The 18626-nt window shown below is 50.8% G+C and carries 27 protein-coding genes; 26 read left to right on the forward strand and 1 reads right to left on the reverse strand.

Features of this window, described 5'->3' with window-relative positions:
* The first annotated feature begins 152 nt into the window (after positions 1 to 152).
* Positions 153 to 344, forward strand: coding sequence for a hypothetical protein (locus ACLJXE_RS16250; protein WP_096757391.1), 192 nt, complete (start codon positions 153 to 155; stop codon positions 342 to 344).
* A 348-nt stretch (positions 345 to 692) separates the two neighbouring features.
* On the opposite strand, the gene ACLJXE_RS16255 is transcribed toward ACLJXE_RS16250, so the two are convergent.
* Entirely contained in the window at positions 693 to 1385 is a 693-nt protein-coding gene (locus tag ACLJXE_RS16255; protein WP_061549226.1) for an XRE family transcriptional regulator, read from the reverse strand.
* A gap of 97 nt (positions 1386 to 1482) precedes the next feature.
* Here ACLJXE_RS16255 and ACLJXE_RS16260 point away from each other — a divergent pair, with 97 nt between their 5' ends.
* The 25 genes from ACLJXE_RS16260 to ACLJXE_RS16380 all read left to right on the forward strand — a co-directional run bounded on the left by ACLJXE_RS16260 (position 1483) and on the right by ACLJXE_RS16380 (position 18626).
* The gene (locus ACLJXE_RS16260; protein WP_048221267.1) at positions 1483 to 1728 is read left to right on the forward strand and encodes a helix-turn-helix domain-containing protein; all 246 of its coding nucleotides are present in this window, start codon (positions 1483 to 1485) and stop codon (positions 1726 to 1728) included.
* 10 nt (positions 1729 to 1738) lie between these two features.
* Positions 1739 to 2290, forward strand: a complete 552-nt coding sequence (locus ACLJXE_RS16265; protein ID WP_048221268.1) for a YmfL family putative regulatory protein — start codon at positions 1739 to 1741, stop codon at positions 2288 to 2290.
* Positions 2291 to 2462: 172 nt separating this feature from the next.
* Complete coding sequence (locus ACLJXE_RS16270) at positions 2463 to 2642, forward strand: DUF4222 domain-containing protein (RefSeq protein ID WP_003034732.1); 180 nt, start codon at positions 2463 to 2465, stop codon at positions 2640 to 2642.
* Complete coding sequence (locus tag ACLJXE_RS16275) at positions 2632 to 3489, forward strand: conserved phage C-terminal domain-containing protein (protein WP_191027936.1); 858 nt, start codon at positions 2632 to 2634, stop codon at positions 3487 to 3489. Before ACLJXE_RS16270 ends, ACLJXE_RS16275 begins: the two co-directional genes overlap by 11 nt.
* Positions 3486 to 4808 carry a phage N-6-adenine-methyltransferase gene (locus ACLJXE_RS16280; protein WP_410751391.1) on the forward strand — a complete coding sequence of 441 codons (1323 nt, stop codon included), beginning with the start codon at positions 3486 to 3488 and terminating at the stop codon, positions 4806 to 4808. Before ACLJXE_RS16275 ends, ACLJXE_RS16280 begins: the two co-directional genes overlap by 4 nt.
* Positions 4801 to 6798 (forward strand): DNA cytosine methyltransferase, encoded by a 1998-nt coding sequence (locus ACLJXE_RS16285; RefSeq protein ID WP_410751392.1) that lies wholly within the window; start codon positions 4801 to 4803, stop codon positions 6796 to 6798. The genes ACLJXE_RS16280 and ACLJXE_RS16285 overlap by 8 nt, the downstream gene beginning before the upstream one ends.
* Complete coding sequence (locus ACLJXE_RS16290; RefSeq protein ID WP_003034741.1) at positions 6795 to 7181, forward strand: RusA family crossover junction endodeoxyribonuclease; 387 nt, start codon at positions 6795 to 6797, stop codon at positions 7179 to 7181. The genes ACLJXE_RS16285 and ACLJXE_RS16290 overlap by 4 nt, the downstream gene beginning before the upstream one ends.
* A gap of 13 nt (positions 7182 to 7194) precedes the next feature.
* Entirely contained in the window at positions 7195 to 7878 is a 684-nt protein-coding gene (locus ACLJXE_RS16295) for a phage regulatory protein/antirepressor Ant (protein ID WP_001704138.1), read from the forward strand.
* A complete protein-coding gene (locus tag ACLJXE_RS16300; protein WP_410751393.1) occupies positions 7875 to 8864 on the forward strand; it encodes a DUF968 domain-containing protein in 990 nt (329 codons plus the stop codon). Before ACLJXE_RS16295 ends, ACLJXE_RS16300 begins: the two co-directional genes overlap by 4 nt.
* 13 nt (positions 8865 to 8877) lie before the next feature.
* Positions 8878 to 9456, forward strand: coding sequence for a DUF1133 family protein (locus ACLJXE_RS16305; RefSeq protein ID WP_410751394.1), 579 nt, complete (start codon positions 8878 to 8880; stop codon positions 9454 to 9456).
* Positions 9457 to 9611: 155 nt separating this feature from the next.
* Positions 9612 to 9998 (forward strand): phage holin family protein, encoded by a 387-nt coding sequence (locus tag ACLJXE_RS16310; RefSeq protein WP_001283172.1) that lies wholly within the window; start codon positions 9612 to 9614, stop codon positions 9996 to 9998.
* Positions 9985 to 10266, forward strand: coding sequence for a phage holin family protein (locus ACLJXE_RS16315; protein WP_044702861.1), 282 nt, complete (start codon positions 9985 to 9987; stop codon positions 10264 to 10266). The genes ACLJXE_RS16310 and ACLJXE_RS16315 overlap by 14 nt, the downstream gene beginning before the upstream one ends.
* Positions 10267 to 10881, forward strand: coding sequence for a glycoside hydrolase family 19 protein (locus tag ACLJXE_RS16320; RefSeq protein ID WP_115207177.1), 615 nt, complete (start codon positions 10267 to 10269; stop codon positions 10879 to 10881).
* A 7-nt stretch (positions 10882 to 10888) separates the two neighbouring features.
* Positions 10889 to 11158, forward strand: coding sequence for a hypothetical protein (locus tag ACLJXE_RS16325; RefSeq protein WP_265877030.1), 270 nt, complete (start codon positions 10889 to 10891; stop codon positions 11156 to 11158).
* The gene (locus ACLJXE_RS16330; RefSeq protein WP_325791889.1) at positions 11115 to 11294 is read left to right on the forward strand and encodes a hypothetical protein; all 180 of its coding nucleotides are present in this window, start codon (positions 11115 to 11117) and stop codon (positions 11292 to 11294) included. Before ACLJXE_RS16325 ends, ACLJXE_RS16330 begins: the two co-directional genes overlap by 44 nt.
* A gap of 74 nt (positions 11295 to 11368) precedes the next feature.
* Complete coding sequence (locus ACLJXE_RS16335) at positions 11369 to 11587, forward strand: hypothetical protein (protein ID WP_345754798.1); 219 nt, start codon at positions 11369 to 11371, stop codon at positions 11585 to 11587.
* Between the two features lie 181 nt (positions 11588 to 11768).
* On the forward strand, positions 11769 to 12272 hold the full coding sequence (locus tag ACLJXE_RS16340) for a hypothetical protein (RefSeq protein WP_345754799.1): 504 nt from the start codon (positions 11769 to 11771) through the stop codon (positions 12270 to 12272).
* Positions 12273 to 12333: 61 nt separating this feature from the next.
* Entirely contained in the window at positions 12334 to 12684 is a 351-nt protein-coding gene (locus tag ACLJXE_RS16345; protein WP_053286220.1) for an HNH endonuclease, read from the forward strand.
* Between the two features lie 126 nt (positions 12685 to 12810).
* Positions 12811 to 13308: a phage terminase small subunit P27 family gene (locus ACLJXE_RS16350; protein WP_075848475.1), complete on the forward strand. Its 498-nt coding sequence runs from the start codon at positions 12811 to 12813 to the stop codon at positions 13306 to 13308.
* The gene (locus tag ACLJXE_RS16355; RefSeq protein ID WP_410751395.1) at positions 13305 to 15038 is read left to right on the forward strand and encodes a terminase large subunit; all 1734 of its coding nucleotides are present in this window, start codon (positions 13305 to 13307) and stop codon (positions 15036 to 15038) included. The genes ACLJXE_RS16350 and ACLJXE_RS16355 overlap by 4 nt, the downstream gene beginning before the upstream one ends.
* 12 nt (positions 15039 to 15050) lie before the next feature.
* Positions 15051 to 15233: a hypothetical protein gene (locus ACLJXE_RS16360; protein WP_234662058.1), complete on the forward strand. Its 183-nt coding sequence runs from the start codon at positions 15051 to 15053 to the stop codon at positions 15231 to 15233.
* Positions 15233 to 16462: a phage portal protein gene (locus tag ACLJXE_RS16365; RefSeq protein WP_088583014.1), complete on the forward strand. Its 1230-nt coding sequence runs from the start codon at positions 15233 to 15235 to the stop codon at positions 16460 to 16462. The genes ACLJXE_RS16360 and ACLJXE_RS16365 overlap by 1 nt, the downstream gene beginning before the upstream one ends.
* Positions 16449 to 17102: an HK97 family phage prohead protease gene (locus ACLJXE_RS16370; RefSeq protein WP_116359855.1), complete on the forward strand. Its 654-nt coding sequence runs from the start codon at positions 16449 to 16451 to the stop codon at positions 17100 to 17102. Before ACLJXE_RS16365 ends, ACLJXE_RS16370 begins: the two co-directional genes overlap by 14 nt.
* A 16-nt stretch (positions 17103 to 17118) precedes the next feature.
* Positions 17119 to 18336 carry a phage major capsid protein gene (locus ACLJXE_RS16375; protein WP_088583012.1) on the forward strand — a complete coding sequence of 406 codons (1218 nt, stop codon included), beginning with the start codon at positions 17119 to 17121 and terminating at the stop codon, positions 18334 to 18336.
* Between the two features lie 38 nt (positions 18337 to 18374).
* Positions 18375 to 18626 carry a hypothetical protein gene (locus ACLJXE_RS16380; RefSeq protein WP_410751396.1) on the forward strand — a complete coding sequence of 84 codons (252 nt, stop codon included), beginning with the start codon at positions 18375 to 18377 and terminating at the stop codon, positions 18624 to 18626.

The raw sequence follows: 18626 nt of genomic DNA on the forward strand, positions 1-18626 counted from the left end.
TATTCCCTGAAAAAGGCTGGCGGTTACCGGACAAACGGGAAAACGCCGGGCCGCCAGAACAGGGAGTTACTTGTTATTGCTTTGGCCTGCTTTTAACCACATCAGGCGCGGTGGTATCTTGGTGTTCTCACACAGCCAAGAAGGAAATAAAAATGACCAAAGAAGAAAAAATTTTGTATCTGTTCCAGCTATCAGTTCAGACCCATACCGCATACCAGACCGCGGCCATGACTTCAGATAAAAATTACAGCACGTCCGAAAACCCGATGGACGACATAAGCAAGCTTTACGAGAAGTTCGAAGCGCTACTCGACAAAAAGTTTGCTGAGGCTGGGTTTAAGTGATTTTTGGATAATCGATAAAACCCAACTTAAATTTTCTTGAGTGGGCTCAATGCCACGTGCAGAGAGTTCGCTCTTCAAAACCCCCAGAATTTCAGAGCTAATCAGCAAGATATCTTCCTGTTTTCTAACCGTTCCCACTTGTCACCCCCTTTGGTCTATCAGATAAACTGCGAATCATCCGGTTATTCATGTGCCACCGGCGGCTACTTCGTGGGCGTCCTGCCTGTTCGCTATGGAGTAGACAATAAAATTAAATTGCGAATAACGCAAGTATTAAATTGCGATTTGCGCAATATCGAGGCGTAAAAAAAACCGCCGTAAAGGCGGTTTCAACATTGATATGTAGTGTCAGGCGTGGCGTTTGAATGATTGAGATTGGCTTATCATTACCTTCCCAAAAATGTAAAAACGGTGTTCGTTTGTCTCATCCACAGACCATTCTCTATATTTTGGGTTATCCGATATCACCAACAACTTATCAGGTATCATCTGTAATCGTTTGACGTAAATTTTATCATCAAAACCAAATACATATATTCCATCACCATCGAATTCATGAATAGAGATATCAACGAAGAGAAGATCACCAGGTTCGATAGTCTCAGCCATACTGTCGCCTCGAACGTTGATTACTTTTACTTGATCTGCCGTTCTTCCGCCGAACATCGCTAGCGCACGTTCATTGTTGTATTCGATTGACCTGATGACATCAATAATATCGCTGCCTTGAATAAAGCCACCACCAGCGCTGGCACTTACATCAAGAATCTCCACTCTAAACACAGATCCATCTCCAGAATGTGGGTTACTACCACTGTATTCACATACAGTAGTTTTATTTCCGCCTGGAGTAAATAGATCAGCAACGCTAACGCCTAAAGCTTGAGCATATTTGCTAAGTGATTGTTCAGTAAATGACTTCTGTTTGCCGGTTTCTACGCGCGAGATGTTAGCTCCGTCGACACCAACGGCTTCAGCAAGATCAGCGATTTTTAGACCCTTCGCTGTGCGAAGTTCTCTTATGCGGTTTCCTATGTTCATGCGTCTATTACATGTTTTTTTTGCGTGATGTGCAAAGCAACTTGCGCAAGTCGTACGTTCCAATTAATATGCGTATTACGCAATTAAAGGAGGGTATATGCAATCACCGTTACGAATCTTGCGTAAATCGCAAGGTATGACTCTTTCCTGTGTAGCAAAAGGGGTTGATATCGACCCGGGAAATCTAAGTCGGATAGAGCGAGGGCAGCAAATTGCTTCCCTAGATATTGCTGAACGTCTAGTCCGTTTCTTCTCGGGAAAAATCAATGAGCTAGAAATTCTTTACCCACATCGCTATTCGAACTGTACAGGCGCGAGTACAGACATAAAACCACAGGAATAAGGGGTTAACCGTGGGTAACGAACCTATTTGGAAAGTTGAACGTCAGCCAGCCTGGCTGGTGGTAGCGATTAAAAGAACGATTACCGATCTACCTGGTGGTTATGCCGAGGCGGCGGAATGGTTGGGCGTGACAGAGAACGCATTGTTTAACCGCCTTCGTGTCGACGGGGATCAGATATTCCCTATGGGATGGGCGATGGTATTACAGAAAGCCGCCGGTGTTAGCTACATAGCTGATGCGTTTTCTCGCCAAACAGATAACGGGATCCATATCCCGGGTGCGGCACCAGAAACAGAGAACGAAGAGATTGGCTTAAAACTGGCTGAGCTGGTGGGCAGGCTTGGTGACCTGGTTAACGCATATCGTCGATACATCGATGATGGTGTGGTTGATAAAGGGGAGTGGGACAGTCTGAACGAAATCGCCTACCAGTTCCGGGTAACGCTTATGACGTTTCTGAACCTGATTTCACGAGTCTATTGCCTTCCAGAAAAGAGTGACGCCCGCGAGTGTGCAGCTCCGGGCGCCTTGGCGAACAACTCTTCGAGTATGGAGAAATAATCCGCATGAGCAGTTTAACGGCTTTTAACCGTCTACCGCAACTCAGGATGATCCCGGTTTCGGGTACTCCGTTGTTTCGGCATGAACGCAGATTATCAAACCGCTGGGTTCCGTGTAACCACAGTAGGGCGGTTTCAATTGTGGGGGTCTACAACCGGAGGGCAAAACGCCTGTGCGCGAACTTAACCGAAGGTTCAAAGACCACCGTGGAGTGCCAGTCCGTGTTATCCGCTGGGAGCCAGAAACACAGCGCGTTATCTACCTGCGCGATGGCTATCCACATGAATGCTTCAGCCCACTTGAGCATTTCAGGCAAAAGTTCAGGGAGATAACGGACGATCATGAGCACTAAATTAACCGGCTACGTATGGGATGGTTGCGCGGCGTCGGGCATGAAATTGTCTAGTGTCGCGATCATGGCACGCCTCGCTGATTTCAGCAGCGATGAGGGCGTGTGCTGGCCGTCCATTGAAACTATTGCTCGCCAGCTTGGCGCAGGGCCGAGCACGATCAGAACGGCAATCGCAAAGCTTGAAAAAGATGGCTGGCTCACGCGTACACAGCGCCGTAATGGTAACCGTAATGCGTCGAACGTGTACCGCCTGAATGTGGCGAAACTTCAGGCTGCCGCATTTTCTCAACTGTCAGATTCTGACACGTCAAAATCTGACGCATCAAAATTTGACGCCTCAAAAACTGACCCGTCGAAATCCGTCAAAAACGGCGGTTTTGACCCGTCAGAATCTGGCGGGGATCCGTCAGTAAAATCAAAACAAGATCCACAAGTAACTTCAAAACCCTCTTGTCCGGTTGCGGCGCAACCAGACCCTGAAGTCGTGATTACTGATCAGGCAATTTTGGTTCTGACCCATTTGAACCAAATCAGCGGATCCCGGTATCAGAAATCAAAAACATCCCTGGAGAACATCCGTGCCCGACTGCGTGAGGGATACAGCGTTGCAGACCTGCAACTTGTTATCGACCTGAAGCATGAGCACTGGCACGAGAACGACGAGCAGTACCAGTACATGCGCCCGGAAACGCTGTTCGGCCCGAAGAAATTCGAGAGTTATCTGCAAAGCGCTGCCCGCTGGGAGCAGAAGGGACGGCCTAAACGCGCTGACTGGGGCGCGAAAAAGCGCGATGTGATGGCTTTTGGTCCGGTTGAAACAACGATTCCAGAGGGGTTCAGAGGATGACGTTAAACAAATATTGCCAGGCTCTGGCGGCACTGCGGAACAAACCAGCCCACGAACTGAAAGAGGTTGGCGATCAGTGGCGGACACCGGATCTGCTTTTTTGGGGTATCAACGCGCTATTTGGGCCATTAGTTCTGGACTTGTTTGCTGACGACGACAACGCGAAGTGCCCGGCATGGTACACCGCCGAAGATAATGCGCTGACGCAGGACTGGTCTGAACGTCTTACAGAACTGGGTGGCGCTGGTTATGGCAACCCACCGTATAGACGTTCGCAGTATCACGAGAAACAGGCGATCACCGGCATGACGCACATCATGAACTACGCAGCAGCCCAGCGCGAAAAGGGCGGTCGCTATGTATTCCTGATAAAAGCTGCGCCGAGCGAAACGTGGTGGCCGGAAGATGCCGATCACATTGTATTCATCCGCGGGCGCATTGGGTTCGATCTGCCAGTGTGGTTTGTACCTACTGACGAAAAACAAAAACCCACCAGCGCGTTTTTTGCCGGTGCTATAGCTGTCTTCGATAAGTCATGGCGTGGTGAGCGGTTCAGCTATATCAACCGCACAGAACTGGAGGCAAAAGGTCGTGCGTTTATGGCTTTGGCACAATTTGCCACCAGCAAACCTCAACCAGCAACGGCCACACCAACAGTAGCTGGTAAGCCAGAAACAGAGTTGCCACTCACCCAGAAAGATATTTTTGATATCAGCGGTGTCGAAGCGTGGGCATGTGTTAGAGCTGCGTTCGGCGATAAAGAAGAATACACATTCAGTGAATCGAAGTTTGGGCATACCTGGGCGGCGGATTCTGTCGAAGCACCGGAATTCACTCAGGTATCACCATTAACGATCGACAAAGCGAAGCTGCTTATTCGTGAGAGTATTTTGTTCGGTGTGGATGAGTGGCTGTTGTCGATTGAATTCGATGACGCTGCTGCGCGCATGGATGTGTCGGAACGTATTCGTACTGTTGCCCTTGAAGCATCTGGTGAATATGGCATGAACAGTACTGATTTCATTGCTGCTATGGGAAGCCTGAATGTTTCAAGTTGGTCCAATATTCGCCAGATCCGCATGCACATCCGTGAGAAAGCTAAACCAGTATCGGATCCGCTTCCCGAGTCCCGTATCTGGCCGCTGGAGGTTGGAATTGTATTCGACCAGGTAGACGGCGCTGACATGCTGGATGAATCACAGCAGAACAAGCTGAAAGCCAACATCAATCAACTCTGGCTGGAACGAACGGCCACCAGCGAAATCATCACAATTGCGCGTGGTCTTGTCGGCAGCATGCAGGGGGTAACCCATGCGTGAGATTATTGTTGATAACTTTGCTGGTGGCGGTGGCGCATCAACGGGTATTGAACTGGCGATCGGGCGCAGCGTGGATATTGCGATCAACCACGACGAAAACGCCATTGCGATGCACAAGACGAACCACCCGGACACACTGCATTACTGCGAATCCGTGTTTGACGTGGATCCGGTAGCCGCCACTGGCGGTAATCCTGTCGGCCTGGCATGGTTTAGCCCGGACTGCCGACATTTCTCGAAGGCCAAAGGCGCAAAGCCTGTGAAAAAAGAGATACGCGGTCTGGCATGGATTGTTCTGCGTTGGGCACTGGCGAAGCGACCGCGCGTGATGATGCTGGAGAACGTGGAAGAGTTCAAAACGTGGGGACCGTTAATTGACATCCCGCCTAAACCTGATTTGCCGGAAGCCCTTATGGCGGATTTTATTGGCCCGGTTTACCCTGGAAATAGTCGCCCAGACCCTGCCCGCACTGGCGAAACATTCAATGCATTTGTCGGCATGCTGTCCACTGGCATTCCTGCTGATCACCCGGCACTGTCAGAGGTTTGTGAGTTTCTGTCTATTGAAAGAGGTAGCGAGCAGGCGCAACAGTTGGTGGATGGGCTTGGATATGATGTCGATTATCGCGAACTGCGCGCGTGTGATTACGGCGCGCCGACGATCCGCAAACGCTTCTTCATGGTCATGCGCTGCGATGGTTGCCCAATCCAGTGGCCTGCTGTTACCCATGGGGATCCTAAGTCTCTGGAGGTGCAGAGCGGCAGGCTGATGCCATGGCGTACCGCTGCGGAATGTATCGACTGGAATGTTCCGGCCCTGTCCATCTTCGACCGCAAAAAACCGCTGGCGGAGAACACTCTGAAGCGGATCGCGCGCGGCATACAGCGCTTTGTTATCGAAAGTGCGTCGCCGTTCATCGTGAAGTGCAATCACACCAGCACCAAAACGAGTTACGACTGTTTCCGTGGTCAGGCGCTGGGCGAGCCTTTGCAAACCATTACGAAAACCCATGGCTATGCGATTGCCGTTCCACACCTGACAAAATTCCGCACTGGCGCAACCGGGCAGCCAGTTACCGAACCTGTCCCGACGGTAACCGCTGGCACATCAAAACGTCCAGGTGGGAATGGGCATGCACTCGGGATTGTTGAGGCTGCACTGACGCCATTCCTGGCGGGTAATGGTGGTAGTGAATACCAGGCTAAACCGCGCCCGCTGGATAAACCTGCTCATACCATTCTGAAGCAATCCCGCGCCTGTCTTGTTGCGCCAGTGATAGCCCGCCAGTTTGGGGCCAGCGTCGGCCACCGGGCAGACGAACCGAGCGCAACCATCACCGCTGGTGGTGGCGGTAAATCTCAACTGGTAACGCCTACGCTGATTCAGATGGGTTATGGCGAACGACCTGGACAAGAACCGCGTGTGCTGCGACTGGATAACCCGCTGAGGACCGTTACTGCAGGCGGAAATAAATTTGCGACGGTGAGCGCGTTCCTGGCGAAACACTACGGCGGTAACTATACAGGGCCGGGTGTCAGTATGGATGAACCCGCGCATTCAGTGACCACTGTCGACCATCATGCGGTAGTTGCCTCTCATCTGGTGAAACTGCGTGGAACATGCCGCGACGGGCAACGCCTTGATGTGCCCATGCCAACAATCACTGCTGGTGGCCAACACGTGGGTGAGGTACGCACATTTCTCGAGACGTATTGCGGGGAAAGTGACGATGAATGGCTGGTAACGATCGATGGGGTTAAATACCAGATCGTTGATATCGGAATGCGCATGTTGCAGCCGCATGAACTCTACAAAGCGCAGGGCTTCCCGGATGGTTACGTTATTGATCAGGACTACCGTGGAAATCGCTATGCAAAAGATAAGCAGGTAGCCCGCTGCGGTAATGCGGTACCACCACCATTCGCCAGGGCGCTGGTGGAGGCAAATCTTCCGGAACTGTGTGCAGTGCAACAGCAGGAGGTGGCATGAAACTTGTGCTCCCGTTCCCTCCGAGCGTGAACACTTACTGGCGCGCCCCTAACAAGGGGCCGCTGGCCGGTCGTCACCTCATTAGCGCTGATGGTCGTAAATACCAGAGCGCTGCCTGCGTGGCGATCATTGAGCAATTACGACGTCTCCCGAAGCCATCGACTGAACTGGCAGCGGTAGAAATCACTCTGTACCCGCCGGATGCGCGCCGTCGGGATATCGATAATTACAACAAAGCCCTGTTTGACGCGCTGACGCATGCGGGTGTCTGGGAAGACGACAGCCAGATTAAGCGCATGCTGGTGGAATGGGGACCCGTTGTGCCGAAAGGTCGGGTAGAGATAACGATCAGCAGATATGAACCGGCGGGTGCAGCCGCCTGATATGGAGAAAAGTATGAGCCAGTTAGCAACAACAGCATTAACCATGTCCAGCAGCGATATTGCTGAGCTGGTGGAATCACGACATGACCATGTTAAACGGTCCATTGAACGCCTGGCAGAGCGCGGTGTTATTGAACTCCCCCCAATGGGGGAAGTTAAAAATCACCTCAATCAGTCGGTATCGGTTTATCTGATAGGGAAGCGGGACAGTTATATCGTTGTCGCGCAGCTGTCGCCGGAGTTTACCGCGCGTCTGGTTGATCGCTGGCAGGAGCTTGAGCAGGCACAGCAGCAGACGATTCCTCAATCATTCTCTGAAGCCCTACGTCTTGCAGCTGACCTTGCAGAACAAAAGCAGCAGTTGACTAACGAACTGGCTGCCGCGGCGCCGAAGGTAGCGTTTGTTGATCGGTACTGTACAGCCAGTGGGTCAATGTCATTCCGCCAGGTGGCAAAACTGCTTAAGGCCAAAGAGCCAGATCTGCGGTTATTCCTCCTTGAGAACGACATCATGTATCGCCTTGGCGGAACGATGACTCCACGGCATCAGCATATTGATGCGGGCCGTTTTGAAGTGAAAACCGGCACATCCGTAACCTCAAATCATGCATTCAGCCAGGCACGTTTCACGGCGAAAGGCGTGCGCTGGATTGGTGGACTGTGGGCAGAACACATTGCCAGGGGGCAGGTCGCGTGAGAGCTCTGCTTACCCCCGAGATCGCCCATCGTATGGGGATTGTGCTGTTCCGTCCCGGTGCGGAACTGATGCACCTCTTCATGCGTGGTCGCGTTCTGCTCGAGCCTGAACCAGAAGAAATGGCGTCATTCAGTACCGGGGCTGTTCCGGCAGCCATTCAGCCGCTGGCTGATGATCCGGTAATGCGTCAGGTCTTCGAGAATGAGAGGGTTATTCAGCGTGCCGGTGGGATTTCTTCCCTTGAGCAATGGCTGAGTAATCGGTTTGAATGCCAGTGGCCACATTCAACGTGGCACGACAAGAACTTCACAACAATGCGGCACCCACCAGGAAGCATTCGCCTGTGCTGGCATTGCGATCACACTTTGTCGGGGCAGCATACCGAACAGCTTGCAGGTATAGCGGCCGGAAACCTGGTATCCTGGATTCTGGAAGTCATTCGGCGTGATTCTGGTTTTCCCGAGTCGCATATCCTGACGCTTCCGGAACTGTGCTGGTGGATGGTCAGAAACGACCTGGCTGATGTTATTCCGGAAAGCGTTGCGCACAAAGGGCTGCGCCTTCCGGATGAGAAGATCCGTTCTGTCATGAGGGAAAGCGACATAGTGCCTTCCTCGTCAGCAACCAGACTCGTGCAGGAGAAGGCGAAGAAGATCCTCACGCTCTCTGTTGATCCGGAGTCGCCAGAGTCTTTCATGCTCAGGCCAAAACGTCGCCGCTGGGTAAATGAGAGGTACACCCGCTGGGTTAAAACACAACCCTGTGTTTGTTGCAATAAACCCGCAGACGACCCCCACCACCTGATTGGCCACGGGCAGGGTGGAATGGGTACAAAAGCACACGACCTGTTTGTGATACCGCTGTGCAGAGCACATCACAACGAGTTGCATGCTGATCCCGTGGCATTTGAAGCGAAATACGATGACCAACTGGTCCTAGTTTTTCGGGTTATAGATCGAGCGCTGGCAATTGGCGTGCTGGCATAAATGGAGAAGCTTAATGATTAATCCTTCTGAAGTTGGCAAGGCTGGTGAAATGGTTCGTCTTCGTACTCTGGAAAGCATCTGGATACAGGGTAAGTTGCGCATGTGGGGCCGCTGGTCTTATATCGGCGGTGGTAGTGGTGGGAACATGTTTAACCAGTTACTGGCATCCGGAAAAATCACTAAAAAGGCAATCAACGAAGCGCTACGCCGGATGAAGAAAGCGGGTATCAGCAAGCCAGAACTGGAAGCGTTCTTCAGAGAGATTCTTGAAGGGAAGAATAAAAGCGGCCTGGCGTTTTGCACTGATGAGGAAGCAATGGTAGTCAACTCAGTCCTCAGTGAGATTTTAATCCGTTCGGGCAATAAGCGTTTATATGACTTGATAGAGGATCGGTATATCAAACGCCTCAGCAAAAAGGCTATGGCCCGAGACCTGAACGAGAAACACCCTGAATGGTGCTTGCGTACATGTGAGAGTCGGATCGATGTTTGGTTAAATTTCGCAGAATCGATGCTTTACGCACCAATGTGTGACGCATTCGGCACAAATAGCGACAGATTTTACTTGAATGCTTGCGCGGAAAATGCTTAAATTGTGATAAGCTCGGGACGTTAAAGCGAACTGAGCAACAAACAAATGAAACCCGCCTACAGCGCGGGTTTTTTGCATTCTAAGGGCTGCCGGTTGGTAGCCCTTTTTATTTCCCCTCGTTCTGAGAGGACTCACAGCAATAAAGAGGGGGCTAAATGTCCGATCCGATTTCCGGTACTGGGCTGGCTGGTGGTGTCCTGACGGGAGCTAGCGTCTATGGATTTCTGTCCGGAACCGATTACGGCGTGGTGTTTGGCGCATTTGCCGGAGCTGTATTTTACATTGCAACAGCTGCGGACCTTAGTGCAACGCGTCGGCTGGCGTATTTTGTCGTGTCCTACATCGCCGGGATCATCTGCTCAGGGCTGGTGGGTTCAAAGCTGGCTGACTGGACTGGTTACAGTGATAAGCCTCTGGATGCCATCGGTGCCGTAATCGTTTCGGCTTTAGCTGTCAAAATCCTGACGTTCCTGAACAACCAGGATGTCGGCTCGCTGGTGGCGCTGATAACGCGCCGGGGAGGTTCAGGTGGTACTAAATGACCCATCGGCAACAATCAACGCGCTGCTTTGCGCTGGGGTAGTGCTGACCCTGATGTTTTACCGTCGCGGTGATTCCCAACATCGACCATGGATATCTCGCTTAGCGTGGCTGCTTACGGTCATCTATAGCGCCGTACCGCTGGCGTATCTTTGCGGTATCTACCCTTATTCATCGTGGGCCACTATCGGGGCCAACATTATTTTCCTGTCTGTGCTGGTCGCCGTCAGAGGCAACGTGGCACGCCTGGTTGATCATCTGAGGCAATAAATGAACCAATCACAATTTCAGCAGGCGGCTGGTATCAGCGCCGGGCTTTCTGCGCGCTGGTTTCCGCACATTGATGCGGCAATGAAAGACTTTGGAATTACAGCGATTAATGATCAGGCCATGTTCATTGCACAAGTTGGGCATGAATCCAATGGCTTTACCTCGCTGGTAGAAAACTTTAACTACTCGGTTGAAGGGCTGAAGAAAACCTTCGGTAATCGCCTGACGCCGTATCAGTGTGAAATGCTGGGTCGTGTTGATGGTAAACAGGTCGCTCATCAGCCACAAATAGCCAATCTGGTTTACGGTGACCGCATGGGGAATAACAGTCAGGGTGATGGCTGGAAATATCGCGGTCGTGGCCTGCTGCAAATCACTGGTCGTGAGAACTACACCAAATGCGGTACAGCGCTGAAGCTTGACCTTGTGAGCACTCCGGAACTATTGACGCAAGAGCGACACGCGGCCCGTTCGGCGGCATGGTACTTCACGTTACGCGGTTGTCTCCTCTATTCGGGGGATGTGGAACGCGTCACGCAGATTATTAACGGCGGGCAGAACGGCATTAAAGACCGCCGTGAACGTTACGCCAAAGCAAAAGCTGCACTGGTGTGAGGTCACTATGGGACTTGAAATGATTATCGGCCTGGTTGTTGCTGTGCTGGCTGCAATTGCAGGTGCTTTTGGTCTGGGTAAATCACGCGGTACAAGTCTCGCCGAAACAAAAGCGGACCAGCAGCGCACTGAAGAACGTGCGGTAGCTACTGAAGCCGTTGCAGAACGCCGGGTAGAAACAACAAAAGGAGCCAGGGATGTACAGCAGACTGTTAATCATCTTCCTGATGACGATGTTGACCGTGAGTTGCGCGAAAACTTTACCCGCAAAACCTGAAGTAACGGACACGGCCTGTGACTGGGTGAACATCATTTACCTCACCGAGCACGATATTGCTGTGCTGGATAAGCAGACGAAGCGGGACATTCTGGCGCACAACATAGCGTGGCAGATGAACTGTCAAAATAGGTAGAAAACAAGAGGCAAATCTCTTTATCACCACTTTCATCGCGATAAGATTAAGCCTCTATTTTAAAAGGAGGTTGTATGCTTCAAGGTTATTACAATTCAACAGATGGCCGCGTTTCTGACGAGAATCATAAGCGTATCATCGCGATGAATGCTGCATTAGAGATTGCAAAGGCATCAGCCTCTGCTTCGACAGCATTGGCTCGCGGTGATAAGGTCGAGTGCGATCTGAAAAGTGCAGCTAAGGAAATCGCAACCTTGGCATCAGCCATCCAGTCCTTCATGGATGCCAAATAAAACCAATTTGAAGATCTGTAACTGAAATTTTTAAACCACCTCTGGGCGGTTTTTTATTGCCATCACAAAGGCCACTTTCGAGTGGCTTTTTTAATGGTCATCATTATGGGTATTACAGCAGGCATTCACTGAGTGCCTGCGATAGTGCAAAATATCTCTGATAAAAAATTCGGGGGTATAGATGAACTACGTTTGGCAATTTCTGTTGGCCTTATCCTCAGGTGCATTTGGGGCATGGGTCGCAACATTTTTCGCATTGAAACGGTTCTATAGTGAAAAATGGTGGGAAAAAAGAGCTGCGGCTGTCATTGAGCTCACAGATTCAATCTACCAATTGAAAGTGTTACAGGAGTACTACTCTGATTTAAGGTTATATCAACGAGAGGGGCCGGCAGAGTTTCCTGATTTTGTTGTGCTTGATGGGGCTCAGGTAAAAGAGTTGAAATTAGCTGCTTCAAAGGCAAAAAGTTTAATCACTAAGTACAGCCATGCAGGGCAGCTCCTTATACCAGAATCAGTATCAACCTTGTTAAGGGATTACCTCACAGAAGAGCGTAAGGTTGATCATGATGTGCACTACCAGGGCTGGGACACGGAAGAAGCAGAAGAGCATCTATTATCAATGACTAAGACACTTTTCGAAAAGGTACTTAAAATATCAAGGAAAGAGCTCAAAGCTGGTTAATTTATAATAGTTACCCACTAAAACCACTGGCCACTGCTGGTGGTTTTTTATTGGAGAAAGTATGCCACCTCGAACACCAAAAGCCTGCCGTGTTCGCGGCTGCCGTTTTACCACAACAGACCCATCTGGCTACTGTGAAAATCACAAAGGCGAGGGCTGGAAATCCTATAAACCGGGACAATCCAGACAGCAGCGCGGATATGGATCGAAGTGGGAAGTCATACGAGCCCGCATACTGAAGCGAGACAAAGGGTTGTGTCAGAACCATCTTCGTCAGGGAGTCGTGAAGCAGGCGTCCTGCGTGGATCACATCAAAGCGAAGGCCCACGGCGGTACTGATGAAGACAGCAACCTTGAAAGCCTGTGCTGGTCGTGTCACGCCGCGAAGACTGCGCGTGAGCGGCTCAAGTGAGAATCGGTGTCATCATCATCCAGGGGAGGGGGAGGTCAAATCTCTGTGACCGCGCGCCTTCCGGACTGCCCGCCTCCTCGTATTTTTATACCCGCGAAAAATGAAATTTAACCAGGAGTGTCGCTTATGGCTGGAACGGCGGGGCGTTCCGGGCGTCGCCCCAAGCCAACGGCGCGCAAGGAGCTGGCAGGGAACCCCGGCAAACGAGCCCTGAATAAAGAGGAACCTGTATTCACACCGATTAAAGGCGTGGCACCACCTGACTGGTTTTCTGAGGATGAAGGTCTGCCAATGGCGGCCGTCATGTGGGAACTGACCACGAAAGAATTATGTGGACAGGGGCTACTCTGTGTTACCGATCTTGCCGTACTTGAGCGCTGGTGTGTTGCCTACGAGTTCTGGCGCAGGGCGGTTAAAAATATCGCCAGAGACGGGCTGTCTATCACTGGTGCTATGGGGGGGAAGATAAAAAACCCTGAGCTAACCGCAAAGAAAGAGCAGGAATCGGAGATGAGTTCTACCGGCTCCATGCTTGGACTTGACCCCAGCAGTCGTCAACGACTGATCGGCCTTGCCGGACAGAAGAAAACCTCTAACCCATTCCTGAAGATGATCAACTCATGAGCCGGAAATCGTACCCCAACGTAAACGCCGCGAATCAATACGCCCGCAACGTTGTGCGGGGGAAAATTCCGGCGTGCCAGTTTGTCATTCAGGCCTGCCAGCGTCATATCGATGACATGGCGGCTGAAAAGAGTAAGAAATTTCGTTACCGCTTCGATAAAGACATGGCAGAAAAGGCTGCGAAATTTATCCAGCTGTTGCCACATACAAAAGGAGAGTGGGCATTCAAGCGGATGCCGATCACCCTGGAGGCATGGCAACTGTTTATTGTGTGCTGCGCCTTTGGCTGGGTCCAGAAAGGATCGAAGCTTCGTCGATTTCGCGAGGTTTACACGGAGATACCGCGTAAAAACGGGAAATCGGCCATTTCGGCGGGTGTGGCGCTGTACTGTTTTACCTGTGATAACGAGTTTGGCGCTGAAGTATATTCCGGGGCCACAACTGAAAAGCAGGCGTGGGAAGTATTCAGGCCCGCTCGTCTGATGTGTAAGCGCACACCGCTGCTGGTGGAAGCGTTCGGGATCGAAGTTAATGCGTCCAACCTGAACCGGCCAGAAGATGGCGCGCGTTTTGAGCCGCTGATTGGTAACCCTGGGGACGGCGCTTCACCGCACTGTGCGATTGTCGATGAGTATCACGAACACCCTACTGATTCGCTCTACACCACAATGCTGACTGGTATGGGGGCGCGGCGACAGCCGCTGATGTGGGCGATAACAACGGCGGGTTACAACATTGAGGGGCCATGCTACGACAAACGGCGTGAAGTGATTGAGATGCTTAACGGCACGGTACCGAATGAGGAATTGTTCGGAGTGATATACACCGTAGACGAGGGGGATGACTGGACCGATCCTAAAGTTCTGGAAAAGGCTAACCCGAATATGGGCGTGTCGGTCTATCGTGATTTTCTCCTCAGCCAGCAACAGCGAGCTATTAATAACGCCCGTCAGGCTGGTGTATTTAAAACTAAACACCTCAATATCTGGGTTGCAGCCCGTGCCGCTTTCTACAACCTGGTTTCCTGGCAGAACTGCGAGGATAAGACACTTACGCTGGAGCAATTCGAAGGACAGCCATGTGTTCTGTCTTTCGACCTGGCGCGCAAGCTGGATATGAACAGTATGGCGCGGTTGTTCACCAGGGAAATTGACGGCAAGACACATTACTACAGCGTTGCTCCCCGCTTCTGGGTTCCCTACGACACAGTATTCAGCGTTGAAAAGAACGAAGATCGTCGTACTGCGGAGCGATTTCAGAAATGGGTTGAAATGGGACTGCTTACAGTTACTGATGGCGCTGAAGTTGATTACCGCTACATCCTTGAAGAGGCCAAGGCGGCAAACAAGCTCAACCCAGTCAGTGAGTCACCGATTGACCCATTCGGCGCGACGGGGCTTTCACATGATCTGGCTGATGAAAGTCTTAATCCGATCACTATCGTTCAGAACTACACCAATATGTCAGACCCAATGAAAGAGCTGGAAGCAGCCATTGAGTCCGGGCGTTTTCATCACGACGGCAACCCGATAATGAGCTGGTGTATCAGCAACGTGGTGGGGAAATATCTGCCAGGCAATGATGATGTTGTGAAGCCTATCAAGGAGCAAAACGAAAATAAAATAGACGGCGCGGTGGCGCTGATTATGGCGATTGGACGTTCAATGCTTTACGAAAAAGTGGACTCTATCTCCGATCGTATCGAATCCCGCGGCATTCGTTCACTTTAAACCGAGGCGTTTATGATCCTGACAATACTCACTCCATTGGTCGGAGTGCTGGGGGCTCTGTTGCTCTCATTTGGGGCGTGGATGATTTATCCCCCTGCAGGCTATATTGCCGGAGGTCTACTGTGCCTGATCTGGTCATGGATGGTGGCAAAATTTATATCCTCCACATCAGAGAAACAATCGGGAGGTGACTGATGTTCTTCCCCGGTATGTTTTCAAAAAGTAGTCAGCCAGTTTACACCGCGGCCGATCTGGCGCAGGAGGTCGGGCTGTCATATGACACTTATACAGGGAAGCGAGTAAGCAGCCAGCGAGCTATGCGGCTAACTGCGGTATTTGGTTGCGTGCGTGTATTGGCTGAATCCATAGGCATGCTTCCCTGCAATATCTTTAAAACGGCAGGTAAAGGTAAGGAAAAGGCCACGGGAGAGCGCCTCCAGAAGTTGGTCTCTTTAAAGCCCAACGGTTACATGACCCCCCAGGAGTTCTGGGAGTTAATTGTTGTTTGCCTGTGTCTTCGTGGAAATTTTTACGCTTATAAAGTTAAGGCGTTAGGTGAGGTCGTTGAACTTCTCCCGCTTGATCCTGGATGCGTTCAGCCAAAGCTTAATAGCAATTGGGAGCCTGTTTACCAGGTGACTTTTCCTGATGGTTCGACGGATGTGCTGGGTCAGGATGATATCTGGCACATTCGTATACTTACGTTGGATGGGCTGGTGGGGTTGAACCCTATAGCCTATGCAAGAGAGGCTATCTCGCTTGGTCTTGCAACTGAGGAACATGGTGCAAGGTTGTTCAGCAATGGTGCTGTTACATCTGGGGTGCTACGTACTGATAGTGAATTAAGTGATGCCGCTTATGCCCGTCTGAAGGCTGATTTTGAAGAAAAGCACCAAGGGCTGGGTAACGCTCACCGACCAATGATTCTTGAAATGGGCCTTGACTGGAAATCTATGGCTCTTAGCGCCGAAGACAGCCAGTTTCTGGAAACGCGCAAATTTCAGCTTGAGGAGATTTGTCGGTTGTTTCGGGTGCCAATGCATATGGTCCAGAACACTGACCGCGCAACATTCAGCAATATCGAAGAGCTGGGGATGGGGTTCATAAACTATTCACTGGTTCCCTACCTGACCCGCATTGAGCAGCGTATTAATGTCGGACTCATTCGTGATTCAAAGCAGGGAACGTACTACGCGAAGTTTAATGTTGGTGCGTTACTTCGTGGCGATATGAAGTCACGGTTTGATGCCTATGCGACTGCAATCAACTGGGGCATGTATTCACCGAATGACTGCCTTGAACTTGAGGATCGCAATCCCCGCCCTGGTGGCGATGTTTATCTAACACCAATGAACATGACAACGAAACCATCTGACGGAAGTAAGCAAGCCAAAACGGAGGAACGACAAGATGCCGATGACTAAACAGCGGTTGGACATTCCGCTGAAACTGAAATCCGTCAGCGATAACGGAGAGTTTGAAGGCTATGGCTCTGTGTTTGGGGTGAAGGATAGCTACGACGATGTGGTTGTTCCCGGCGCGTTCAGCAAGTCTCTAGAGGCATGGCGTGAGAAGAAATCTCTTCCTGCCATGCTCTGGCAGCATCGGATGGATGAGCCGATCGGTATCTATACCGATATGAAAGAGGATGATGTCGGGTTGTATGTGAAGGGGCGACTTCTCATTGACGACGATCCTCTGGCAAAGCGCGCACATGCTCACATGAAGGCCGGTTCTTTAACCGGCCTTTCTATTGGCTACATGCTGAAGGACTGGGAGTACGACCGAACCAAAGAGGTATTTCTTCTCAAAGAAATCGACCTCTGGGAGGTGAGTCCTGTGACGTTCCCGTCGAATGATGAGGCACGAATTAGTGATGTGAAAAGTGCGTTTGCTCGCGGCGAAATGCCTTCTCAGAAAAGTATCGAAAGAGTCCTGCGCGATGTAGGGCTCTCAAGAACCCAGGCCAAAGCATTCATGGCTGGGGGGTATAGCACACTTAATCTGCGCGACGCTGATGACGTGGACTCTGCACTGAATGCACTTAAAAACATCAATTTTTAATCAGGAGAAAATGCTTATGGCAGTCGATATCAAAGATGTAGAACAGGTCGCGCAGGAACTGCAGTCGAAGTTCGATGACTTCAAATCGAAAAACGATAAGCGTATTGACGCGCTTGAGTCTGAAAAAGGCAAACTGGCAGGACAGGTTGAGACCCTTAACGGGAAACTCTCCGAGCTGGAAAGCCTCAAATCAGACCTCGAAACAGAACTTGCGGCGGTTAAGCGTCCTGGCGGTCCGCAACAGCAATCTAAAGCTGCAACTGAACACAAAACGGCCTTCATGCAATTTATGCGCAAGGGGGATGATGACGGACTGCGCGATCTGGAGCGTAAGGCGCTGCAGATTGGAACTGATGAAGACGGTGGTTATGCCGTTCCTGAAGAGCTTGACCGCAATATCCTCACCCTACTTAAAGATGAGGTAGTGATGCGTCAGGAAGCTACTGTAATCACTATTGGCGGCTCCGATTATAAAAAGTTAGTGAATGTTGGCGGTACTGCTTCTGGTTGGGTTGGTGAAACAGACGCCCGTCCTGCGACTGACGCATCTAAACTCAAACTAATCGAACCCTTTATGGGGGAGATTTACGGCAACCCGCAGGCCACGCAAAAAATGCTGGATGATGTGTTTTTCAACGCTGAAGACTGGATTAATAGCGAGCTGGCAATTGAGTTTGCCGAACAGGAAGAGATTGCATTTACCAGCGGGAATGGCACCAAGAAGCCGAAAGGTTTCCTGGCTTATGCGTCCAGTCTGGATGATGACAAGACACGAGCATTTGGTACGCTGCAGCATATTCTGTCCGGCTCGGCTGCTGCAGTGACTGCTGATTCTATCATTAAACTGGTCTATACCCTGCGCAAAACACATCGTAACGGCGCTAAGTTCATGATGAACAACAACAGCCTGTTCAAAATTCGCATCCTGAAAGATGCCGAAGGTAACTACCTGTGGCGTCCTGGACTGGAGCTGAATCAGCCGTCTACCTTGCTGGGATACGGTATTTCAGAAAATGAACAGATGCCAGACATTGCGGCAGATGCTAAGGCAATTGCGTTTGGTAACTTCAAACGTGGCTACACCATTGTTGACCGTATTGGCACCCGTATTTTGCGTGATCCGTATACCAACAAGCCATACGTGGGTTTTTATACCACTAAACGTACTGGTGGCATGCTTGCTGATTCTCAGGCAATCAAACTCCTGCAAATTGGTGCGCCAGTAGCTCCATAACTACCTGGGGCTAAGGTCCCTATTTTATGAGGTGAAGCATGCCTGTATTGAAACAAAGCCTTAAGTGGTCGCCTGATGGTTGTCGCGTAGAAACTATCCAGGCTGGTGAGTACGAAGAATTGCCTTCCCGTGCAATTGAGATTGCCGCTCAACTTGGGATTCTTGGTGTTGACACCGAGAATGAACGGGAGATTGTCTCGGAACAACCGGAACAACCGGAACAACCGGAACAACCGGAACAACCGGAGCCCGAAAAAACTGATAAAAAAGCCAAAAAACAACCCGCTTAG

The organism is Citrobacter sp. U14242 (assembly GCF_046555775.1).
In the GTDB taxonomy this organism is placed as follows: Bacteria; Pseudomonadota; Gammaproteobacteria; order Enterobacterales; family Enterobacteriaceae; genus Citrobacter.